General features: G+C 51.5%; 18 protein-coding genes. 7 read left to right on the plus strand and 11 right to left on the minus strand.

The window, feature by feature from the left end; translation table 11 throughout:
- Window positions 1-6 precede the first annotated feature (6 nt).
- Both BUA40_RS04580 and BUA40_RS04585 read right to left on the minus strand, forming a co-directional pair.
- Window positions 7-1,671 (minus strand): PCMD domain-containing protein, encoded by a 1,665-nt coding sequence (locus tag BUA40_RS04580; protein WP_083585275.1) that lies wholly within the window; start codon window positions 1,669-1,671, stop codon window positions 7-9.
- 18 nt (window positions 1,672-1,689) lie between these two features.
- Window positions 1,690-2,430, minus strand: a complete 741-nt coding sequence (locus BUA40_RS04585; protein WP_072798908.1) for a hypothetical protein — start codon at window positions 2,428-2,430, stop codon at window positions 1,690-1,692.
- A gap of 63 nt (window positions 2,431-2,493) precedes the next feature.
- On the opposite strand from BUA40_RS04585, the gene BUA40_RS04590 reads away from it, so the two are divergent.
- The 4 genes from BUA40_RS04590 to argH all read left to right on the plus strand — a co-directional run bounded on the left by BUA40_RS04590 (window position 2,494) and on the right by argH (window position 6,980).
- Window positions 2,494-3,372 (plus strand): tRNA modification radical SAM protein MnmL/YtqA, encoded by an 879-nt coding sequence (locus tag BUA40_RS04590; RefSeq protein ID WP_072798910.1) that lies wholly within the window; start codon window positions 2,494-2,496, stop codon window positions 3,370-3,372.
- A 21-nt stretch (window positions 3,373-3,393) separates the two neighbouring features.
- Window positions 3,394-3,918 (plus strand): adenine phosphoribosyltransferase, encoded by a 525-nt coding sequence (locus BUA40_RS04595; RefSeq protein ID WP_072798913.1) that lies wholly within the window; start codon window positions 3,394-3,396, stop codon window positions 3,916-3,918.
- Between the two features lie 48 nt (window positions 3,919-3,966).
- The gene (locus tag BUA40_RS04600) at window positions 3,967-5,454 is read left to right on the plus strand and encodes an NCS2 family permease (protein ID WP_218588180.1); all 1,488 of its coding nucleotides are present in this window, start codon (window positions 3,967-3,969) and stop codon (window positions 5,452-5,454) included.
- A 77-nt stretch (window positions 5,455-5,531) separates the two neighbouring features.
- The gene (argH, locus tag BUA40_RS04605) at window positions 5,532-6,980 is read left to right on the plus strand and encodes an argininosuccinate lyase (protein WP_083585276.1); all 1,449 of its coding nucleotides are present in this window, start codon (window positions 5,532-5,534) and stop codon (window positions 6,978-6,980) included.
- Window positions 6,981-7,048: 68 nt separating this feature from the next.
- Here the strand turns inward: argH and BUA40_RS04610 are convergent, their stop codons facing one another.
- The 5 genes from BUA40_RS04610 to BUA40_RS04630 form a co-directional block, all read right to left on the minus strand.
- Window positions 7,049-8,215 (minus strand): hypothetical protein, encoded by a 1,167-nt coding sequence (locus BUA40_RS04610; RefSeq protein ID WP_072798918.1) that lies wholly within the window; start codon window positions 8,213-8,215, stop codon window positions 7,049-7,051.
- Window positions 8,216-8,218: 3 nt separating this feature from the next.
- Window positions 8,219-9,571, minus strand: coding sequence for a hypothetical protein (locus BUA40_RS04615; protein WP_072798920.1), 1,353 nt, complete (start codon window positions 9,569-9,571; stop codon window positions 8,219-8,221).
- Window positions 9,559-10,035: a hypothetical protein gene (locus BUA40_RS04620; protein WP_143149690.1), complete on the minus strand. Its 477-nt coding sequence runs from the start codon at window positions 10,033-10,035 to the stop codon at window positions 9,559-9,561. Before BUA40_RS04620 ends, BUA40_RS04615 begins: the two co-directional genes overlap by 13 nt.
- Window positions 10,036-10,830, minus strand: a complete 795-nt coding sequence (locus BUA40_RS04625; protein ID WP_143149691.1) for an FISUMP domain-containing protein — start codon at window positions 10,828-10,830, stop codon at window positions 10,036-10,038.
- Window positions 10,831-10,991: 161 nt separating this feature from the next.
- Window positions 10,992-12,404 carry a glycine--tRNA ligase gene (locus tag BUA40_RS04630; RefSeq protein ID WP_072798927.1) on the minus strand — a complete coding sequence of 471 codons (1,413 nt, stop codon included), beginning with the start codon at window positions 12,402-12,404 and terminating at the stop codon, window positions 10,992-10,994.
- Between the two features lie 209 nt (window positions 12,405-12,613).
- On the opposite strand from BUA40_RS04630, the gene BUA40_RS04635 reads away from it, so the two are divergent.
- Both BUA40_RS04635 and BUA40_RS04640 read left to right on the plus strand, forming a co-directional pair.
- A complete protein-coding gene (locus BUA40_RS04635; protein WP_083532206.1) occupies window positions 12,614-13,573 on the plus strand; it encodes a peptidoglycan DD-metalloendopeptidase family protein in 960 nt (319 codons plus the stop codon).
- Window positions 13,574-13,592: 19 nt separating this feature from the next.
- Window positions 13,593-14,525, plus strand: a complete 933-nt coding sequence (locus BUA40_RS04640; RefSeq protein ID WP_072798931.1) for a tRNA-dihydrouridine synthase family protein — start codon at window positions 13,593-13,595, stop codon at window positions 14,523-14,525.
- Between the two features lie 11 nt (window positions 14,526-14,536).
- Here the strand turns inward: BUA40_RS04640 and BUA40_RS04645 are convergent, their stop codons facing one another.
- Window positions 14,537-15,730 carry a cation:proton antiporter gene (locus BUA40_RS04645; protein ID WP_072798932.1) on the minus strand — a complete coding sequence of 398 codons (1,194 nt, stop codon included), beginning with the start codon at window positions 15,728-15,730 and terminating at the stop codon, window positions 14,537-14,539.
- 48 nt (window positions 15,731-15,778) lie between these two features.
- Between BUA40_RS04645 and BUA40_RS04650 the strand changes: the two genes are divergently transcribed.
- Window positions 15,779-16,630: a type II secretion system protein gene (locus tag BUA40_RS04650; protein WP_072798933.1), complete on the plus strand. Its 852-nt coding sequence runs from the start codon at window positions 15,779-15,781 to the stop codon at window positions 16,628-16,630.
- Between the two features lie 158 nt (window positions 16,631-16,788).
- Here the strand turns inward: BUA40_RS04650 and BUA40_RS04655 are convergent, their stop codons facing one another.
- The 3 genes from BUA40_RS04655 to BUA40_RS04665 all read right to left on the minus strand — a co-directional run bounded on the left by BUA40_RS04655 (window position 16,789) and on the right by BUA40_RS04665 (window position 21,600).
- On the minus strand, window positions 16,789-17,955 hold the full coding sequence (locus BUA40_RS04655; RefSeq protein WP_072798935.1) for a phosphoglycerate dehydrogenase: 1,167 nt from the start codon (window positions 17,953-17,955) through the stop codon (window positions 16,789-16,791).
- A gap of 163 nt (window positions 17,956-18,118) precedes the next feature.
- The gene (gene ispG, locus BUA40_RS04660; RefSeq protein ID WP_072798937.1) at window positions 18,119-19,858 is read right to left on the minus strand and encodes a (E)-4-hydroxy-3-methylbut-2-enyl-diphosphate synthase; all 1,740 of its coding nucleotides are present in this window, start codon (window positions 19,856-19,858) and stop codon (window positions 18,119-18,121) included.
- A 29-nt stretch (window positions 19,859-19,887) separates the two neighbouring features.
- Window positions 19,888-21,600 (minus strand): HD domain-containing phosphohydrolase, encoded by a 1,713-nt coding sequence (locus BUA40_RS04665; protein ID WP_083585279.1) that lies wholly within the window; start codon window positions 21,598-21,600, stop codon window positions 19,888-19,890.
- Window positions 21,601-21,756: the final 156 nt, after the last annotated feature.

Genomic DNA, 21,756 nt, shown 5'->3' on the forward strand with positions numbered 1-21,756 from the left:
TACTGATTAGTAAATCAGCTTGATATCATCCACCACCAGGACGGCATCCTTCGTACCATTGTAATGGTTGCCGTCTGCACTGGAGGCGAACACCACGCGAATGTGTGTCACGGGTTCTTCGCCCGTTCCCTGCACGAGGCCGTTATTGATAGCGGCCTTATTCGAAGATTTCAACTTGGTATCGAATGTCGAAGAATTTTCGATGGGAGATCCTTCAAGAGGTTCGCCATACTTGAGCTTCAAGCGGAGCGTGCGCATGCCATTTTCGTCGGGTTCCGAAACGCTTACGACGTCCGGATTTTCGCGGCCGGAGTTGTCAGCCTTACTGGAACGGAACCAAGCCGAGGCCACCAGCGTGTTGACATCGCTTGCCTTGCGGTTCACATTCTTGTTGCCGGTGCGGTTTTCGAGCAGAATGTAGATATCACAGCTGTCGCCCTTGCCTTCGTAGCTGAACTTGACTTCCATGTATTCGGGCCTTGCCGCAAAGGGCTTGCCAAAGTCCAAAAGTTCATTGCCATCGGGCCAAGTCGAAGAACTGGCCATCGAAAGCGTGCCCACGCCATTGGGGTTAAAGTCGGCCGTATAGAGGCTCCCGCTTGCAATCTTAGTAAGAGCGGAACCAGTTTTAATCATTGCGCCAATCATAGAACCCGAAGTTTTCTTTTCAGTGGTTGTCAAAATCGTATTGGCGTTGCCCCAAATAGAATCCGGCGTGACATCATTCTTGTTCCAGGAGTTGAAATTTTCGCCCGGCAACTGGTAGCCCGCCTTCACCGAATAGGTTGTACTTTTATCTTTTTCGTTCGTCACCTTCACCTGAACGCCCATGCCAAAATCGTAGGACTCGCCCACAGTCACATCGGCGGATGCGCCATCCGAAAGTTCCATCGCTGAAAGTTCAAGCGACGTCAAATCCGTGCGGAATTCAAGATCGTCCACATGGATAGACTTGTTTTCTTCATCGATAACAGCGGCTTTTCCGGCAATCGAAAGGGACAAAATCTTCGGAGCCTCGGCGCTACCTCCAGAAGAGCTAGTCGGCTCGTCAGATTCCGAAGAGCTTGAAGTGACCGCAGAACTACCCGGTTCATCGGCTTTTTGAGAGCTACTAGAAGAATCCTTTGACTCCGAGCTGCTGGATTTGTCGCTCTTTTCGGAGCTGCTAGATTTACCTTCTGCAGAACTGCTGGACTTGGCCGAGGAACTGCTTTCGGGTTCCACATTCGGGATGTTGAAAGTCAACTGCCAAACGGACTTTTTACCGCTTTCAGAAACCACCACCACATAAAGCACATGGCTAGAAGGCACACGGATTTTATTACCCGATTCAATCGTTTCTTTGGAATACTTTACCTTCTTGGCAAGAGAATCGAGCCCTGCGGAATCCTTCGGGAATTCATCGATATCGCCATCCACCAAATGAAGGCTTGCAAAATGGCTCAGATTGAGATCTTCAAGCGTCACCGAGTCCCAAGTGTCAAGCGAGTCGGGAACTTCGCCCAAGTCAAATTCGATGCGGTGTTGCTCCGAATAAATCGCCGGTGAGCCATCTTGTTCGGCAACGGCAATTTCTTTGAGTTCGCGATAATCCGAAGTGTCAAACGTATCGTAATCGGCGGTACATGCGCCAAGAAGCATCATCAAAGCAAGGATAATCCATTTTTTCATATTAGCACTCCCCACTTATTAGAAGAAATAAACCAGCGAAAAATCCAAGGCCAGCAAATTGATCTTGAAATTAACGATATTGTACAGCACCTCGCTGCGGGAATCCCCGTTTTCTTCGATTTCCATAATCGAAGAACTCAAGCCCAAAAGGCCCACCGAAGTTTCAAAGGCCAAGCGGTCCAGCACCATAATGCTTAAGCCCGGATTGATGCCGAAATTGAATGTCCAGCCGTGATTTTTCGTCTTGGACATTTCTTCGCCGTCATCGGATTGCGAAATGCCGTAGGAATATTCCACCTTGAGCGAAGTTTCATTAAAGAAATAGACGGTTCTGGAATCAAAAACCTTCAGGTAGTTCTTGAGGAACGGCTGTACAAAGAATCCGTTGCTCACGTACTTGCGATGTTCCTTGACATCGGCAATGTCTTCGAGAATGGAAAAATCGATATCCACAAAAGTTCGGCTATACCCCACTCGGGCACCGATGGCCATTGCATCACGGATAAAATAGCCGCCAAAGCCCTCGGCCGTAAAAGTGTACCCCTCGGCCTTGTAAATATCGCCGAAAATGATATTCAGGGCATCTTCATCAGATTCTCCCTGCAGCAAGAACAAGGTAGCACCCGTCAAGAAGTTTCCACGGTGAATCGCTTCGTCTTCGCGGACGGCATGGAGATTTGCCAGGAGCCCGCCCTTTTCTGCAAAAGCATGGGACGCCAAAACCAAGGCTAAAAAGAGAAAAAGAAACCTATACATCATAGTGGCTAAATATAATTAATATTTACATTCGGCTTGGTTTCATTAAATGCTATATTATGACATATGCATTACACTCCCTACCGAGACTTACTGCTGAAGGTTTTCCCGAATTACCTGAAGGTGCGCAAGCTCCCGCTGAATGGCGGCATGAGCTGCCCGAATCTGGACGGCACCAAGAGTTTTTCGGGTTGCAGTTACTGCAATAACCGCAGTTTTAGCCCCGTATTTGACCAGGCGAAGGTCTCGATTCAGGAACAGCTCGACAAATTTGTGCCGAGGCTCCGCGAAAAGTACCCGAACGCAGGCATTTTGGCCTACTTGCAGCCGTACACGAATACGCACGCGCCGCTGGAACACCTGAAAGGAATCATCGACCCGATTATCAAGCATAAGGAAATTGCGGGCCTTGCCATCGGCACGCGCCCGGACTGCCTCGAAGAAGACAAGGTCGCCTACCTCGCGGAACTTAACCGCAAAAAGCCGATTATCGTGGAAATCGGCCTACAAACCGCAAACGATTTGACGCTCGCCGCCATCAACCGCAGGCATACCCTCGCCGAATTCACGGACGCCGTCAAGCGCTGCCAGGCGGCAGGACTCACCGTCACCACGCACGTCATCGTGGGCCTCCCCGGCGAAACCATGGAAGATTTCAAGCACACCGCCCAGGTGGTACGCGACCTGAAACTCGCCGCGGTCAAGATTCACCCGCTGCACATTGTGGCAGGCACTGTCATGGCGCAGGACTACGCCAACGGCGAAATCAAGCTCCTGACCTTCGAAGAATACTGCGAAGCGGTGGCTGAAATGATCAAGATTATCGGCTTCGAGACCGCCATCGAGCGATTTAGCGGCGAAAGCCCGAGCGACATGCTCATCGCCCCCGACTGGTGCGGCGAAAGGGACAAGATTATCGCCACGGTCGAGAAGTTGCTTGATTAGAATTTCTTATATTAAAAAAGAATGAAACAGATTGAAGACTACATTATCTCTGTTCCGGATTTTCCGAAGCCAGGGATTCTTTTTCGCGATGTCACGGGGATTCTTGGCGATGCCGACGGTCTAAAACTGACACTTGACTCGCTATACAAGACACTCGAAAAAGTGGAATTTGACGTAGTCGCAGGGCTTGAGGCACGAGGTTTTCTGTTCGGGGTCCCAATTGCCGAGCATTTCCAAAAGCCGTTTGTACCCGTACGCAAGAAGGGCAAGCTCCCCCGCGAAACAGTTTCAACTGATTACAAGCTTGAATATGGCGGAGCCTGCATCGAAATCCACAAGGATTCCATAAAGCCGGGACAACGAGTTCTTATCGTAGACGACTTGCTTGCAACTGGAGGAACAGCGAAAGCAGCCGCCACACTCGTCGAAAAGCTTGGAGGGAACGTAGAACTTTTCGCATTTGTAATTGAACTTTTTGACTTGCACGGGCGCGAAGCGCTCAAGGGTTACCGAGTGGAATCGCTTACCAGGTTCCCGGGGCACTAATGGTTTGTAGGCAGTAGGAAGTAGACAGTTTTTAAGGAAGAAGGGAAAATGCAAGAGAACAATAAAAAATCATTCATGTACAAGGCCGGTCGTGAACTCAAAAAAGAATTTTTCTTTCTTGACAAGTTTTTCAAGTTGAGCGACAACCAGGCCAACATCCACACCGAAATTCTGGCTGGCCTCATGACCTTCATGACCATGGCCTACATTCTGGCGGTGAACCCCGAAATTCTTTCGGCCGCAGGAATGCCCAAGGGCGGCGTCTTCATCGCCACCGTCATCGCAGCCGCCGTCGGTTCTGCCCTCATGGGCTTTGTCGCAAAATACCCCTTTGCACTTGCCCCTGGCCTTGGCATAAACGCCTTCTTTGCCTACACCGTGGTGCTGAGCATGGGCTACAGCTGGCAATTCGCCTTGCTCGCCGTCTTTATCGAAGGCATTTTGTTCTTAATCCTTTCAATCGTTTCTGTCCGCGAAAAAATCTTTAACAGCATTCCCATTTCGCTCAAATCGGGCGCTGCAGTCGGCATCGGCATATTCATTGCCTTTATCGCCCTGCAGGGCGGTAAAATCGTCGTCGCCAACAATTCCACCATCGTAAGCCTCATCAACTTCCACATGGTCGACATGCACACGAGCGGCATCTGGGCGATTCTTACCCTGTTGGGCATTATCATTACCTCGGCTTTCTTGATTAAAGGAATCCGCGGCGCCATTCTGCTTGGAATTTTTGCAACCTGGCTGCTAGGCATCATCACCGAATTTGTTGGAATCTACGTTCCGAACCCGGAAGCGGGATTCCATTCCGTGATTCCGCAGTTTACCGATTACCTGCAGGGACTAGAACGTTCCTTCCGTGAATTCGGAATCACCTGCGGTGCACTTTTCCATCCGGAATCCTGGACGCTCACCCAAGGCAATGCGATTGTCGGCCAGGGATTTTCGCTCTTCAAGTCGCTCGATTTCTTTGTCGTGATTTTCGCTTTCTTCTTTGTAGACCTGTTCGATACGCTGGGCACCCTGATTGGAGTCTCGTTCCGTGGCGGTTTCCTGAAAGAAGACGGCAAGCTCCCCCGCATTTCTCAAGCGCTCAGCTGCGATGCTATCGCCACCTCGATCGGAGCCATTTGCGGAACTTCGACCACGACCACCTACGTGGAAAGTGCCGCCGGTGTCACCTACGGCGGAAAGACAGGCCTCACCGCCGTCTCGGTCGCTCTATTCTTCTTGCTTTCGCTCCTTTTTGCCCCCATATTTATGGCGATTCCGGGCTTTGCAACAGCCCCCGCACTCATCATGGTCGCCTACTTCATGATGACATCCATCGCTAAAATCGACTGGACCAATCCGAGAGAATCGATTCCCGCCTTTATCTGCATGATCGCCATGCCGCTCACCTATTCCATTTCGGACGGCATCATGTTCGGCGTCATTTCTTACACCTTCATAAACGCTCTCACCGGCAAGATCAAGAATGTTCACTGGGTCATGATTGTGCTCACCGTGATATTCTTGCTCAAGTATGCTTTGATGTAGAAACAGAACTTAGAGCTTAGTTGGTTGAGCTTAGAAAATTTTATATTTGCACGCGAAAAAAACAAAAGGATTTGCAAATGGCACAAAACAAGAGCAACGTGAAAACGAATTCCGGCAAAACATCTTCTGCCAAGAAAGGCACCCAGACCAACATGTGGACCGGCCGTTTTGCTAGCGGCATGGCACAGAGCATGGTGGACCTGAGCTTCAGCCTGCAATTCGACGCCGAACTCATTGAAGAAGACATCGAAGGCAGCATCGGCCACGGCAAGGGCCTGGTGGAATCCGGCGTGCTCAGCAAGGCCGACTACAAGAAGATTTGCGACGGCTTGGCCAGCATCCTCAAGGACTACAAGGCCGGCAAGAACCTGTGGCAGGAATCGGATGAAGACATTCACATGGCCGTGGAACGCGTGCTCACCGAACGCATCGGTGCCCTCGGCAAGAAGATCCACACGGGCCGCAGCCGTAACGACCAGGTCTGCACGGACTTCAAGCTTTACATGCGCCACCGCGCCGCCGAAATCCGCACCCTCGAAGTTTCTTTGATGGAAACGGTTCTCGACCTCGCCAAGAAATACTTCGGCAAGATGATGCCGGGTTACACCCACCTGCAGCAGGCACAGCCCATCTACTTCAGCCATTACCTGATGAGCATGTTCTTTGCCGTGAGCCGCGACGTGAAGCGCCTCGACAACTTCCTGGAACTGCACAGCGAACTCCCGCTCGGTAGTGGCGCTATGGCAGGCTCTGCATTCCCGTACCACCGCGCCCTCGTTGCAAAGGAACTCGGATTTAACGGCGTTAGCCCGAACAGCATCGACGCCGTGAGCCACCGCGACATGATGCTCGAATTCGAAGCCGACCTCGCGATTATCGCAAACACCATGAGCCGCTACGCCGAAGACTTCGTGAACTGGAGCACCAGCGAATTCGGCTACCTCACCTTGCACGACGCTTTCTCTAGCGGTTCCTCGATGATGCCGCAGAAGAAGAACCCCGACTCCATGGAACTTATCCGCGGAAAATCCGGCCGCATGCTCGGCAACTTCAGCGCCCTCTACACTCTGGTGAAGGGTGCGCCGCTCAGCTACAGCCGCGACCTGCAAGAAGACAAGGAACCGGTATTCGACTCCGTGCATAACGTGAAGGTGATTCTCCGCGTGATGAAGGAAGCACTCGAAAGCGCACGTTTCAATTTCGACAAGATGCATGCGAAGATGCTGCCGGCGCTGCTGGCTACCGACCTCGCTGACTTGCTGGTCGAATCTGGCGTGCCGTTCCGCGATGCCCACCACGTGGTCGGTAGCCTGGTCGGCGAAGCCGCCCGCCAAGGCCTCGAATTCACGGACCTCTCCGATGAGGCCTGGGCCAGCGCCGGTGTCCCGAACGTGAAGCAGATGAAGAAGACTCTCACGTTTGAATACAGCGTGTCCCGCCGCAACATCGAAGGCGGTACGGGCCCGAAGTCCGTGAAGCAGCAGTTCAGCAAGGCCGAAGCCATTCTGAAGAAATTCAAGAAGTAGTCTTCAGGCTCGCCTCTTTAGCAATTAGAAAAGCCTCTCGAACGAGAGGCTTTTTCATTGGCATTTTTTTACCAGAGTTCTACGCCAAGGCCGATAGCGAAGGTGTGGCGAATGGCACTCATTTCAACGCCATCCACATTATAGAACTCCAAGCTTCCAAACTGCACCATATATTTCAGGCGCAAGTCGACTGCAACAGAAGTCGCACCATAGCGGGCAGGCTTCGTCGCGAAAATGCGGAAATCAACGTTGTTGCCCAAGACAAAGTCAGAAGACTCGGCCGCTTCATCGGCACACATATAAGTCGTAAAACCTAAGCCCAAGAACGGTTCGACACGCAGGAACCTTGAATCAAATGCCGTAAAACCAGCCGTGAAACCAACCGTTTCGTCTTCAGATTCATAATCCCAACGGTAATCCATCGGCAACGTAATCAAGCCATAAGACAAGAAAGCGTTCAAGCTGATACGCCACACTCTAATGGTAAGGTCCGCCATAAAGGCATCGCCCATCTTGTCATCAAGATAATCCGTCGCTTCGCCACTCAAAAATCCGCGCCAAGTATAAATGTGGGCGCCAAGGCCGCCCGTATAATACTTGTGTTTCAACGGGTCTTCCTTAAAATCGCGCGCACGCTTCCAGCTGCGTTCAACATAAGGAATGGTATAGGTTCTTAAAAATTCGGCATACGGCGAAGTCGGATGGAACATCGTGTAATCTTTAGCCGCAGCAATGAACGCTTCTCCGGAAGCCAAATCTTCTTGCATCAATTCCGAATAGAGCAAGGCGCGATAAAGCTTCTTGTCTTCTTCCTTCACATCGGAATTGTTCACAATAGCGTACAGGGAATCTGCCTTGGCCCTCGTAAACGGCACCAGGCCGCGACGCAAGTACGCCGCCAACGGGTCATCGGCCACTATCCGCAATTCTTCTTTCGGCTTGTATTTCGGATCCAGAACCGTTCTCCGCAAATCCGCATAAATCGGAAGCGCAGATTCGTAATCGCCAAGTTCCATATACACCAGGTATTCTTCAAAGCGAATCAGCGGAGCCCCGTCTTTCACGTTTTTTTGCAGGTAACCCAAGGCCTGCCCGGCACGTTCCTTGTTTCCCGTTTCCAAGGCGGTCTTTAGGGCGTCACGGGCTCTGGAAAACAGCTCTTTCTTGGAGACCTGTTCATCGGCAAAAACAAGGCTAGCACATAAGGCTACAAGTAGGAACAAACGTTTCTTCATACATTACCAAAGATAAATGCCCAAACCTAAACTGAAGAATACCATGTAGCCATCGCCCTTCGCCACATCGCAATCGATGCTCATGTTCGAAATGCCAACACGCCCCACCAGGCTAAACGAGGTCAGCTTGGAATCCGAGAGCAGGAAATACGTCGTTCCGAACTTGAAGTCAAAATTTGCACCCACGACAAACCCGGTCATTTCGTCGCCCATCGACGAATCGTCGTCATTTACAGACCAGGAATGATCCGAAGGTTTGTCGGAGCCTCTCGAATAGGAATTGATCGTAGAGAAATTGCCGAACGGCGTCGAAGCTCCAATAAAGGGGCGGAACTTGAAGTAGCGGCTGTCGTAGAGCACGAATCCCAAATCCCAGTCGAGAGTTTCGATACCGTTCAAGGCCGTATTGAAGTAACCGATCGAAAGAGCGAATCTCTTGAACTGCAAATAGAATTCCAAATGCACGGGATTGACGGAAGCTTCTTCCAAATCCTTGCGGTAAAGATTGTCATAACCCGAAGCGACACCGCCGCCAAGTAAGTAAAGGTTAAAGCCTAAACCGCCAGTGTAGAGTTTATCTTGAATGACCTTTTCCTTGTTCTTCGCACGGTCTTCCATGTACATGCTAAAGGTGTCGATACGCTGCATAGGCAACAGGACGGCCTTCTGGAGCCATTCCACATCGGGATTATTCGGGTACTGGTTGACAAAACGTTCTACCAGGCCACGCATCTTTTCGAGATTCTTTTCATTCCAGTAGGCACCATCCAGCTTCATCAAGATTTCGAGTTCATCTTTCTCTTCTTCCTTGATTCTAGACTGGCGAATGCTTATGGAATAGCGACTATAAAGGTCTGCACTCGAGGTATCCAGATTCATCACCGTATTCTTGACATAGAGATGCAAGCCGTCATCTTTAGCCACCTTGTATCCGGCGTCCACCTCGAGAGTATCGTAAGCAGTCCTGTATTCTTGTACCAGGTGCGGAATCAACTGCCTGTACATCTTTAGATCGAGATAGATAAACTTCTTCTCAACCTCTAGAATCGGGAGGCATTCCTTGGTCTGCATGGCTTCCAGTTCGCGGATATTTGCGCTGACCTTGGCCGTATCCTTGTGCTTGATATTTTCAAGCAGGGTCTCGCGCAGCTTGTAGACCGGTTCCATGTCCGCATAATCACTCGGAGTCATCAAGCTCTGTTCAAAAGCATCCGTTGAAGAATCAGCAGAAGCGTTTTCATTTTCGGCAGCAGCTTCCGAAGAGCCGCCCATCAGGGACTTTTCAAAATCGTCGTAATCGTCCGCCCAGGCGAACGTCAACAAGCCCAAGCTCAGAATGAAGGCTATTTTTCCCATGAAGCCTCCTTATTCCGTTCGCGTTCAATAATCTTTTGATCCTGTTCCAGCTTGGCCTGGGCAGGAGTTTCGGCGTAGTAGAAATCTGCGAGAATGGTCACGCAAGTCCTTCCAGAAGTCGAAACGGCAACGCCCCCCACGAAAGTGGTCGTTCCCGGAACATAGACATCCTTGATGCGCTTGGCGAAAACAAAGTTCGCACCCGCATGGCGGGCCTTTTCCAAGGTCACATCGATCATCTTGTCCAAGGTGCAGGCATCGTTGGACGTCGTTTCAAAAGTCCCGCGATAGATTCCGTTTTCCGGAACAACGGGAATATCCTTGGCCAGCACGAATGCCACCGGAGTCTGGGCATCCAACGGTTTCACGTCCGTATTGTCGGCATTCAAGACCTTGGCCTTGAAGCTACAGGCGTTAAACAGGAATAACGCCAGTCCCATGAATATGACAGCTAAAAATCTCACCTAATCCTCCACACAACGCACCGAACAGTTCTTGTAAGAATTTCCGCCTTGGAATTCCTGGACTTCGTCATAGTTCGTGAATTCGAAGAGTTCCCCCGTACTCGTCCAGTAACAGACATCGCCATAATTCCTGTATTGCACATCAAGCACAGAAAAACCAAGAAGATTCAAGCCGTCGTAATCCCAAGACCCTTTCGACTTCAAAACCTTCCCCGCATAGTACTTTCCACCCGCATATTCAAGCAAACGGTTCCAATCCTTTTCTTTGGGAACATGGAAACCTCTGGGGCAAGCATCGTGGATATCAGCGTAATAATAGCCGACACCGCAAAAATCGTCGCACTTCCTATAATCAATATGAACGGATCTCGCTACCTCGAAATCCAGGTTTTCGGCAAACCACCAGCGGCCATCAATCCTTACGAGTGTATAAATATGGCCATCTCGTTCATCTTCATAGGCATCATAAACCGGATCCGGATAATCCAATTCGCTGAGGATTTCGGCCAGGCGAGCCGAATCGGAATCAAAATAGGGAATGCTGCTACGATCTTCGATCCAAAATTCTTTCGTAAAAACCCAAATGCCATCGGAACAAGCGTAATTCACACCACTATTTTCGATATAGAAAACAACCCCTTCCCTGCTTTTAGTGCAGAGAGGCAAGTCAACCCTGTTACCGACCCTATAAGATGCCGCAACATTGGAATAATCCGTCTTGGGCTCGTACCCTTTATCGCTATAGCACCCGCCCAAAACCAGCGCACACAACAATATTTTATACAAATATTTCATAACAAACAATATAAAAAACGACAAGGGAGGGCATAGCCAACCTTAATCGTTATAGCACCGACAGGTGCCCACGAAAATAAACCGCCCGAGAATCGGGCGGTTTATTAAGTGCAGGGAGGGTCTCTTAGGGAGGGGGTGGTAGACCCCCTCCCTAGTCATATTTAACAGCCGAGCTTAGCGGAGAGGTAAGCTTCGAGTTCGTCGATCTTGACCAGTTCCTGCTTCATGGAGTCGCGTTCGCGAACCGTCACGTAGCCGAGCTTTGCCGGATCAGATTCACCTTCGCCCACGGTGTCGAAGTCGACGGTCACGCAGAACGGTGTGCCGAGTTCGTCCTGACGGCGGTAGCGCTTACCGATGGACTGCGTTTCATCGTATTCCACGTTCCAGCGATTGAGGAGCTTCTGGTAGAGTTCTTCGGCCTTGGCCTTCACCTGGCCCTTCTTCACGAGCGGGAGAACGGCAACCTTCACCGGAGCAATCTTCGGATCGAAGTGGAGCACGGTACGTTCGTCGTTTTCGAGCTTTTCGACTTCGTAAGCGTCGCAGAGGAGCACGAGGAGCAAACGTTCCACACCGAGGGACGGTTCCACAACGTACGGGATATAGCGCTTGTTCTGGACCGGGTCAATGTATTCCTGCTTGACCTTGGATTCGTTCTGGTGCTGCGTCAAGTCGTAGTTCGTACGAGAAGCGATACCCCAGAGTTCGCCCCAACCGAACGGGAATTCGTATTCGACGTCGGTGGTACCGTTGGAATAGTGAGAAAGTTCTTCCTTGGCATGTTCGCGGAGGCGGAGCTTTTCCTTGTTCACGCCGAGGTCGTTCACGAGCCAGTCGAAGCAGTACTTGCGCCAGAAGTTGTACCAGTCAAGTTCGGTACCCGGTTCGCAGAAGAATTCAAGTTCCATCTGTTCGAATTCGCGGGTACGGAAGATGAAGTTACCCGGAGTGATTTCGTTACGGAAGGACTTACCGATCTGGCCCACACCGAACGGAATGCGCGGGCGGACGTTGTCGACAATGTTCTTGAAGTCAACAAAGATACCCTGAGCGGTTTCCGGACGGAGGTACACCTTGTTGCCTTCGCCTTCGATCACGCCGATTTCGGTCTGGAACATCAGGTTGAATGCGCGGGGCTTGGTCCAGTCGGTCTTGCCGCAGGTCGGGCATTCGATCTTGTTGTCCATCATCATCTGGTGGACTTCGTCAAAGTTCTTGCCGGCGCAGCAGCCTTCGCCGAGCTTGTCTTCCAAAAGTTGGTCGGCACGGAAACGTTCGTGGCAAGCGAGGCAGTCGACCAGCGGGTCAGAGAAGTTACCCACGTGGCCAGAAGCCTTCCAAACGCGGGGGTTCAAGAGAATAGAACTGTCGAGACCGAGCACGTCCTGACGGCTGGTCACGAACTTCTTCCACCAGAGGTTCTTGATGTTGCGCTTCAGTTCCACGCCATACGGACCGTAGTCCCAAGTATTGGCGAGGCCGTCATAAATTTCGGAGCCGGGGAAAATGAAACCGCGGCGCTTGCAGAGGGAGATGATGTCCTTGAGGGCATCCTGAACTTTCTTTGCCATTATATAATCCTTTATCGGCTAATCTAGCCGGACTAGGAACCTACCTGGATGATAGGCCCTGACGCGCCACAATTTAGAAAAATATACACCACCAATAAAGCCTAATTCGCCCAAAAAACGCCATATGTATACAACTAATTACACTTAGGGTAACGCAAGGAAAATAAAAGTTTTAGAACCTATAGAAAAATATTATATTGCTGAAATCTATGCGAATGTTTGGTTTTCTACTGTCTATTGTATTGTTTTTTACAGCCTGTGCTTCAAACAAAAACACGGCTCAAGATACTCAGCCCACAACCGAGCCAGAAACACAGATTTTAGCTCCCTCCGAAACGGAAAGTGAATTTACCGGCAACCCGATTCTTGACGAAGCCGACGCCGGCAATTCCGAAATCGCCGCCAACGATGTCACCGCAGCAGACTCCGATATCGAAGATTCCGACGGTGAATCCGAAATGAGCCAAGAAGAAGCAGACGCCGAACTCGCCGCCGATATGGCCGAAGGCGATTCCGCATCGCTCGAGACGCTCCCCAAGTTGACGCTTGACATGACCACCGCCTTTGTACCCACGGCAAGCCGCCGCATTTCGGCCCCTTATGGCATTCGCACCTACCGCATGCATCGCGGTGTCGACATGGGACTTTGCCACGGCGAAGACCGCACCATTGTAGCCGCCTTTACAGGTGTGGTCACCAAGGTCCGCAACCAAGGCCGCCGCAAAGGCTATGGCAAGTACGTGATTCTGGACCACGGCAATGGCCTCACGACGCTCTACGCCCATCTCGCCAGCTGGCAAGTACATGTCGGCGACACCCTGCAAGCCGGCGATACGATCGGCGTAGGCGGCAACACGGGCCGTTCCTTCGGCGCCCATCTGCACTTCGAGATGAAGTACCACGGCAACTACATCGACCCGTCCACGATTTTCAACTTCGAAGAAGGCACTTTCCAGAGTGCCCTCATTACGATCGAACCGCAAGAAATGCTCGCGGTTGAAGAAGGCTACCAGAAGGAACTTTCCAAGCACCGCTACTACAAGGTGCGGCGCGGCGACTGCCTCGGCAAAATCGCCCGCAAGTACGGCATTTCTGTAACGCGACTCAAGCAGCTGAACGGCATCAAGGGCAACACCATTCGCCCGGGTCAAGTGCTCCGTTGCTCGTAAGCCGCGCGCTTTGTAACCCATGCTCCCCATTCACTTTGCCCCGCTCCAAGGGTTTACCGAATCGGCTTACCGACTAGCCCACAGCAAGTTCGCCCCTGGAATCCACACCTATTACACCCCGTTTCTTAGGTTGGAAAAAGGCGAAGTCCGGGCCAAGGACCTCCGCGATCTGCAGGCGGAACACCCTTACCATCTAGTACCGCAAATCATCGTACGCAATGTCGAGGAATTCAACCTTCTGACCAAGGCCGTCACGGAACTCGGCTTTAAAGAAATCGACATCAATATGGGATGCCCCTACCCCATGCAGACCAAGTCGGGCCGCGGTTCCGGAATCCTTTCCCACCCCGAAAAAATCCGCGAAATACTCGACGCCATAAACCAATTAAGCCAACCCGCAGCCGAACCTGCCACAGACAAAAGCCCCAAGTTCAGCATCAAGATGCGTCTCGGCCTCACCTCCCCGGAGGAATGCCTGCAACTGCTACCGCTCCTGAACGAGGCTCCCCTCGCCCACATTACGCTTCATCCGCGGGTTGGAATCCAGCAGTACAAGGGTGCACTCGACTTTGAGACTTTTGACAAATTCTACGGCGAATGCAAACACCCGCTGATTTTTAACGGCGACATCACCGACCTCAAGCAGATCCAGTACATCGAGACACGCTATCCAAAGCTTGCGGGAATCATGATTGGCAGGGGTCTCCTCGCGAACCCGGTTCTCGCCGCCCAGTACGCCGGACTCCCCTGCGGAACCACCACCGAAACGCTTCTGAAAATCCACGCCGACATCGCGGCCGACTACGCCCGCCGCTTGCAAGGCAACGCCCAAATTCTAGACAAAATCCGCCCCTTCTGGACGTATGCGGATCTTCAGAAGAAAATCCGCAAGAAAATCGAGAAATCAAGGACTCTCGAAGAATACCTCGAAGCCGTCAACGAGCTCGGCTAGCCAATTTTCGCTTAGCCGTTCTCGGCCGAATCCACCGGCACCAGCCGCCTATAGGTTTTATCTATAAAGATAGCTCCGAGCGGGGCCGTTACCATAATCGCCACCGCCGCGAGCGTGAGCACGTTGTTGCCGCAGGCAAGCCCAAAACTCAAGGGCACGCCGCCGATAGCCGCCTGCACCGTCGCCTTTGGAACATAGGCCAGCATGCAGAACAGGCGTTCCTTCTTGTTCAGCGGAGTACGCAGCATGCAAATAAACACGCCGCCCATTCTAAAGAACATCGCGCCCAAAACCACGAAAATGGCACCGATTCCCGCCGTAAACGCGTAAGCCACGTCCAGGGTGCTACCCACAAGCACAAACAAGATAATCTCGGCCGCGACCCAGAACTTGGTGAACTTGCCGCTAATGCGTTTAGCAAGCTCCGGGTGTTTTCCGTAAATGCAGGCAGCAATGGCAACCACCGCAATCATGCCGCTGAACGGCACCACATGGCTAATATCATGCTCCAGCTCGTTCAGTAAGAAGGCGAAACTCAAGATAATCAGCACCTTCACCGTATCGCGCATGTGCTTATGCTTAAAGAACCACACCAAGGCATACCCGCAGGCCACCCCCACGACCGCACCGAGGGTAATGGAGACCGGCACCGAAAGGAAACTCGTCGCCGAAACGGATTCGCCCTTCAAAAGCGCCAGGAACGCCGCAAAGGTCACCAGCACATACACGTCATCTAGCGAAGCTCCCGCCAGAAGCATCTGTGGAATTCCACGCCTCACGCCGCGATTTTCCTCGCGCATCTTGAGCATGCGAGGCACCACCACCGCCGGCGACACCGCCGCAATGGTAGACCCCATGAGGGCAGCTTCCCAGTAAGTCACCCCCATCAGTGGCGGCGCAAGCAAAACGACGCCCACAATTTCAATCGAAGCGGGCACAAAACACATCAAGAGGGCGGCGCGACCAATCCGCTTGAATTCCCGCATATCGAGGGTCAACCCCGCGCGCGTCAGGATAATCACCAGCGCCAGCTGCCTCAAGTCCGCTGAAATATCCAAAAAAGCGGGCCGAAGCAGATTCAATGCGTGAGGTCCGAGAATAATCCCAGTTAGAATCATTCCGAGGATACTTGGGAGCTTAAGCTTGACGAAAATCGAGCCCAAAAGCAGCCCAAGCAAGAAAATAAGTGCGAGAGAAGTCAACATAATGCAATTTTCGGTGCCAAAGATAGAAATTCAACTATATTTTGGCATATGAAGGGAAATTTCCATCTGAAACGTGGGTTTACCATGATTGAAATCATGGTGGTTGTTGTTATCCTTGGGGTTTTGGCTGGGATTGGTACTCCCAAGCTTTTGGGACTCACAGAAAAAACCAAAGAAAAAGCCGATTTAATGAAGTTGTATTACCTGCGCGATGCTCTAGACAAGGCTTTAATTGAGAATGGAGAAGCCTTGTACAATAGTTCCTATTTATCGTCAGGGAAAGAAAAGGAACAACAAGATAAACTCAACAAACTGAAAAATGCCTTGAAAAGTGAAGCCGGCGTATCCTTATTCGTTATTGAAATGAAAGGTGGAGCCGCAATGAATGTGCAGAGCAAACACGGTAGTGCCAACAATAGTGCAAACATGTGCGAATTGATTGGGGGCGCCGGAACCTGGTACAATGCACTGAAAGAAGCTCACTTTGACGGCGTCGCTGAAATTGTCGCCTACAGACTCAAAACCGTAAACAACACCGGCATAACAAATGATATAACCAATAACGGAAAGCCAACCAGCTTTACAGTAGTACAAGATGGTTCCAACTACCGCACGTACCCAAACTCCCCCATGTTCATAAGCCGCGAATTGAATTATGGAAAAGCAGCTGGTTTGGACAAAATCACATCTCAAGGCAACAACAAGACTAATTACCGTTTGACAATGAGTTTCCAATGGAGTGGCGGCAACGAAAGCAATCACTCTATAGAAGTAGCACTCCTTCCCAATGGAGGAAAGATGCGCAACAATTCAAATGGAAAAGGCAGCGCATTCCTCACTGATCACGGCGTCTGCTTCTCAACCTATGGCGACATAGGTTGCGCCGATTACAAGTACTAATTTTTTTCAATACAAAAAAAAGCCTGGTTAATACCAGGCTTTTTTGCTTAATGGCACGAACGGTCTCTGTGAGCCTAAAGCGACTCGTATTAACGAGTCGCGTAGGCGAGAGCGAGCGCTTCGGGTACGTACTAACCCGATTGGGCGCGAGCGGTCTCTTAGAAATGAATGACGCGGACCTTGATGACCTTGTCGAGCTTGGAGAGCTTTTCGACGATAGAGTCATCGACCTTGCTTTCCACGTCAACGAGGTTGTAGCCGATCTTGCCATTGCTCTTGTTGCTGAAAGAAGCAATGTTGATGCCTTCGGCACCGAACACCTTCGTGATTTCAGAAATCATGTTCGGAACGTCCTGGTTGATCACCACGACGCGGCTCTTGACGCCGGAATGCGGGTGGTCAACGAGGGCCGGGAAGTTCACGGAATTGCGGACGCAACCGTATTCGATGTAGTCCTTCAATTCTTCGACAGCCATCACGGCGCAGTTTTCTTCGGCTTCTTCGGTAGAAGCGCCGAGGTGCGGGAAGCAGGTCACCTTGTCGTTCTTGATGAGGTCTGCATCCGGGAAGTCGCAGAGGTAGCCCTGGAGAGAACCGGAAGCGAGCATTTCGTTCACCGGAGCCATTTCCACGATACCACCGCGGGCGAAGTTCATGATGTAGCTGCCCTTGAAGCCGGCGAGGTTCTTGCGGTTGAGCAAGTTTTCGGTCACGCCCTTGATGAACGGAACGTGCACGGTGAGGAAGTCGGAGTTGGCGATCACGGTGTCGAGGTCGGCAATCTCAACCTTGTTGGAAAGTTCGTGCATGTTGGCGGCGTTCGGATACGGTTCGTAAGCGATGACGCGCATGTTCTTCCAACGGGCATAGTTAGCGACGAGCACGCCGATCTTGCCGAGGCCAATCACGCCGAGAGTCTTACCGGCGAGTTCCATGCCGGCGAACTTCTTCTTACCGCTTTCAACGGTCTTGGCGAGGTCCGGATCGTTCGTGTCGAGGCCCTTGACCCAAGCGGCAGCCTTGTCCACGTTACGCACAGCCATGCCGAGCACGGTCATCACGAGTTCGGCAACGGCGTTGGCGTTTGCACCCGGAGTATTGAACACGCAGATGCCCTTTGCGGAAGCCTTGTCGATGGTGATGTTGTTCACGCCAGCGCCGGCGCGGGCGACAGCCAGTAGGCCGTCAAAGTTGTCGGTATCAACCTGGGCGGAACGCACCAAGATGGCATCGGGTTTTTCGATAGAATCGGAAACCTGATAGAACGAGCCAAACAGGCTCAAGCCTTTCTTGGAAATATTGTTCATCGTCTTAATAGTTGCCATTGTATTGTCCTTTGTTTAAGTTAAAAAGTTGTGAGGTCGCTTCGCTTTGAGTTATGAGGTCGGCACTTCGTGCCTCGGAGCTTTTATAATCGCGCCTTCGGCGCAAGTTTTTTGCTCAAAGCGTTGTGAAACAAGGCGTGCTCATACCCCATAGCCCATACCTCTAAGGTTCTTGCCACCGGCCTCTTTCCTTGATCAAATTCACGAGTTCCTCGATGGCGTCTTCTTCGGGGATGTTCTTCTTGACCGCCGTCTTGCCTTCGAAGAGGGTAATGCGGCCGGGGCCACCACCGACGTAGCCGAAGTCGGCGTCAGCCATTTCGCCCGGGCCGTTCACGATGCAGCCCATGATGCCGATGGAAATGTCAGAGAGGTGACCGAAGCGGGCCTTGATCTTGCCCATCACCTGCTGAATATCGTAGAGGGTGCGGCCGCAGCTCGGGCAGCTGATAAAGTTCGTCTTGCTGCGGCGGCAGTAGGCGGCCTGCAGAATGTCGAAGGCCAGAAGAACGCTTTCCTTCGCGCCCTTGTAGCCGTCGATCACGACGGCGTCGCCAAGGCCGTCGGTGACGAGGCTTCCGATGTCGGCGGACACGCGGAGCGTTTCACGTTCGTTGTCGTTAATCTTGGCGTAAAGCAGAATCGGGTCTTTGCGACCTGCCGCTTCCAAAGCGGCAGCAAGGGCGCGCACGCCAGCGACCATCTCGGCTCCCGTGTAGCAGAACACGGAACCAGCGGGCACGGCAGCCGGATTCTGCGCGAAACCGGCGATATCCATCGCATCCTTAAATTCAACGACAGGCTTTTCGTTCAAGCTCGGCAGCGCAAATTCAGCATTGCGGCGTTCACCCGTGAGTGCAATCGCATCGGCCTTCACGCCGACCTTCACCGGACTGCTACCGCCGATTTCCACGCCTGCAACAGCAACGGGCGTCGTTTCTCTGCGTTCGTAATGATACGGGTCTTTTTCAAGAACCGGCACGTTGTAGGCCGTCGGCGCAGCAGGCAAAGCGCAAGCCTTGATAAGTTCCTGAGCCACCGGGACTTCGGCCACCGGATCTTCAGTGAGCGACACGCGAATCGTATCGGCAAGGCCATCGAGCAACAAGGCGCCGATGCCTGCAGCAGACTTCAAGCGGCCGTCGGCACCCGCGCCCGCTTCAGTCACGCCCACGTGGAACGGATACGGCTTGAAGCCTTCCTGCTTGATGCGGGCAGCGAGCATACGGTAAGCGGCAATGGCCACGCGCGGATTGCTGCTCTTCAAACTCAAAACAACCTGGTCGAAGTGTTCGGCTTCGCACACGGCCAAGTATTCCATGGCACTTTCCACCATGCCTTCCACGGTATCGCCATAGCGGTAAATCATACGGGCGGCAAGGGAACCGTGGTTCACGCCTATACGGATGGCGCGACCGAGGCGCTTAGCCTCTTGCACGAACGGCGTAAAGGCTTCGGCAACCTTTTCCTTGCCTTCTTCAAAAGTCTTGTCCGTCTGCTGGTCAAGCGTCAAAATGCCAGTATCGACAAAGTTACCCGGATTGATGCGGACCTTCTCGACCCACTTGAGGGCTTCGAAAGCGGCCTTCGGCTGGAAGTGGATGTCGGCAGAAACCGGAACGGTGCAACCGGCGGCACGCACGCGCTTCATCACTTCTTCGAGCCCCTGGGCATCAGCGAAAGTCGGAGCCGTAATGCGAACCAGTCCGCAACCCACCTTGGCAAGTGCCAACGTTTCGGCCACCGTTTTTTCCACATCCTTGGGCTTGGTGGTGGTCATGGACTGAACTAAAATGGGGGCATTGCCCCCGATAAGTGCGCCGCCAACGCGGACTTGTACAGTTTCCCTGCGGACTGCATTGAAGCGGTCGGCTACATAGGGGAATTCGCTAAACTTCGTCATGCGCCCAAAGATAGCAAAATTCACCTCGTTTAGGCTTCGTCTTCCTTCAAGCTGCTATAATATTCTTCGAGTTTATAGCGGCAAGCGGTAAAGCAATCCTTAAGCGAGGGGTCGAACTGGGTTCCCATTCCCTCGATAATAATATTGTAAGCCTCTTCGAAAGACATTTCTGCCTTGTAGCAACGCTTGGACACCAAGGCGTCGTACACGTCGGCAATCGCCATGACGCGGGCCTCGAAGGGAATATCGTTGCCCTTGAGTTTCTTGGGGTAACCAAATCCGTCGAAACGTTCGTGATGGTAGCGCGCCACGTTCTTTGCAATCTTCACAAATTCCGGAGACTCCACCGCCGTCAAAAGGTTTTCCACAATCATGGCGCCCTTTTCCGGGTGTTCCTTCATCTCTTCGTATTCCTGCGGCGTAAAGCGGCCGGGCTTTCTCAAGATGCGGTCATCGATAGCGATCTTACCGATATCGTGCATCGGCGCGGCAGACACCAGGCAATCGTAGAAGAATTCGGACTGTCCGAGAGTGTGGTCCTTGCGCAGGTAATCCACCAGAATCTGCACGACCCTTCTCGTACGCTTGATATGGCTTCCGATATTGCTGTCGCGGTTTTCCACCATGTGGGCCATACCCACCACCATCTGTTCCTGAATCGAACGGATCTGGGAATCGTTTTCCTTGAGCATCAGTTCCAGACGGACGTTGTTGGTGCCCAGCATGTTGATGTAGTTGTGGATGCTGGTTTCGTCTTCGATCTTGAACATGTTGATTTTTTCGGAACCGGAAAGAGAAAGCTGGCGAAGCTTGATCTTGTAATACTTGCCATCCTGTTCAAACTTCTTTTCGGCAGTCACCTTGCCGCTGGATTCTTCCTTGATCCAGGTGAGGAGCAAATGGTTCAGTTCGTGATTGTCGGGAGTGGTATGGTCAATACGGCAATTCTTGAGGTTCGGGAAGGTCTCGTAACCCACCGCATTGCTACCGAGAAAACTGTTGTCCGAATCGATAAGGACATAACTGTCGGCATTCTGAGTTTCAAGCACCTGGGAAAGGATCTGTTCCACATCGTAGCGCTTGACTCTGTAGCAGATGTACATGAGTGCGAATTGGTCAAAAACGTAAACACCGGGCATAACCAAGGTGTCGCTTTCGACTACACGCGAAATGAAGAACGAAAGGATCGATACCGCTTCAATCGAGGAGAGTGCCACAAGGCTCTTGAACGAAACGTTTTTCTTTTTAATGAAGGCGTAAATAATTAGGCTTACGTTGATGATGACAAAACCAACCATCATGAAGTTGAAAATGTCATGTCCAATTCCATAATCGGCAACGAAATTGCCCACGCCACATGTCTGGATAAATTTGACGGACTTGTAGTAGAAACCATTGAAGCCAACAGTTAACGACATGCCAAAAACAATGAGCACAATCAGCATGAGAAAATCATGGCTCCAAGCCGGGAAATTGATTTTGCAAATCGAAAGGCAGGCGTTAAAAGTGATTATCGGAAGGAAGATGGATCCAACGTAAATTACCTTATTCGAAAGAATCGCCTGGTCCACGTTGGTAGACAAAGCGAGTAACAAATGCCCCAAGCAAGCTATAAACGAAAAGAAAAACAGCAATGGGTATGGTCCATTCTGCTTTGGATTTGCATGGTAATGCAGCATAAAGTTAAAAGCCGCAACCACGGTCAGGATTGTTAAATACAAAAGCACCATAGATAATCCCATCTACTCAATACACCTATCAACGCAATTAAATATAAATTAAACTTTATGGCTTTAAAAGCAGGGGTGTACTTTTTTTAGCTGATTTATTCATTTCTGCTTAAAATGCGTGTAAAAAATCACAGCCGCCAATCACTTGGATTGACGGCTGCAATAATT

The sequence above is a fragment of the Fibrobacter sp. UWT2 genome (assembly GCF_900142545.1).
Taxonomy (GTDB): Bacteria; Fibrobacterota; Fibrobacteria; order Fibrobacterales; family Fibrobacteraceae; genus Fibrobacter.